This window comes from Streptomyces sp. DH12, assembly GCF_020873895.1.
GTDB lineage: Bacteria > Actinomycetota > Actinomycetes > Streptomycetales > Streptomycetaceae > Streptomyces.
On sequence record NZ_JAHWGT010001153.1, the window covers coordinates 1 to 444 of the forward strand.

Sequence of the window (444 nt, forward strand, 5' to 3'; positions counted from 1 at the left end):
TGCCCGGAGTGACGGGAGGGAAGAAGCGGAAACCCTGCTTCCGCTCCGGTCCCCGGCGTAGCGTCGGCTGCGCGTGGCCCCCTCACCCCCCGACCACCCCCCCGCACACGCGGCGCAGCGCCCCACAGCACACCCACCAGGACCCGCGAACCACGTGAGCTCCTCATCCACCGGCAGCGGCCTGTCGCACCCCCCGGTGCGCCGGGGGAGCCGTGGCGCCTATCGACTGGTGCGTACCCCGCCGGCCCGCATGGATCCCCCTCCCCTGGACGCCGCCCAGCGCCCCGTGGTTGAGCACGGCTCAGGGCCGCTGCTCGTCCTCGCCGGTCCGGGCACCGGCAAGACCACCACGCTCGTCGAGTCCGTGGCCGCCCGCATCGCCCGCGGCGGCGACCCCGAACGCATCCTGGTACTCTCCTTCAGCCGCAAGGCCGCCGTCGAACT

The 444-nt window shown here is 74.5% G+C and carries 1 protein-coding gene; it reads left to right on the top strand.

Annotated elements, in window-relative coordinates; translation table 11 throughout:
• Nucleotides 1–154: 154 nt before the first annotated feature.
• Nucleotides 155–444, top strand: a 290-nt coding sequence (locus LPA54_RS39005) for a UvrD-helicase domain-containing protein (RefSeq protein WP_228985124.1), incomplete at its 3' end; no start/stop codon positions are given.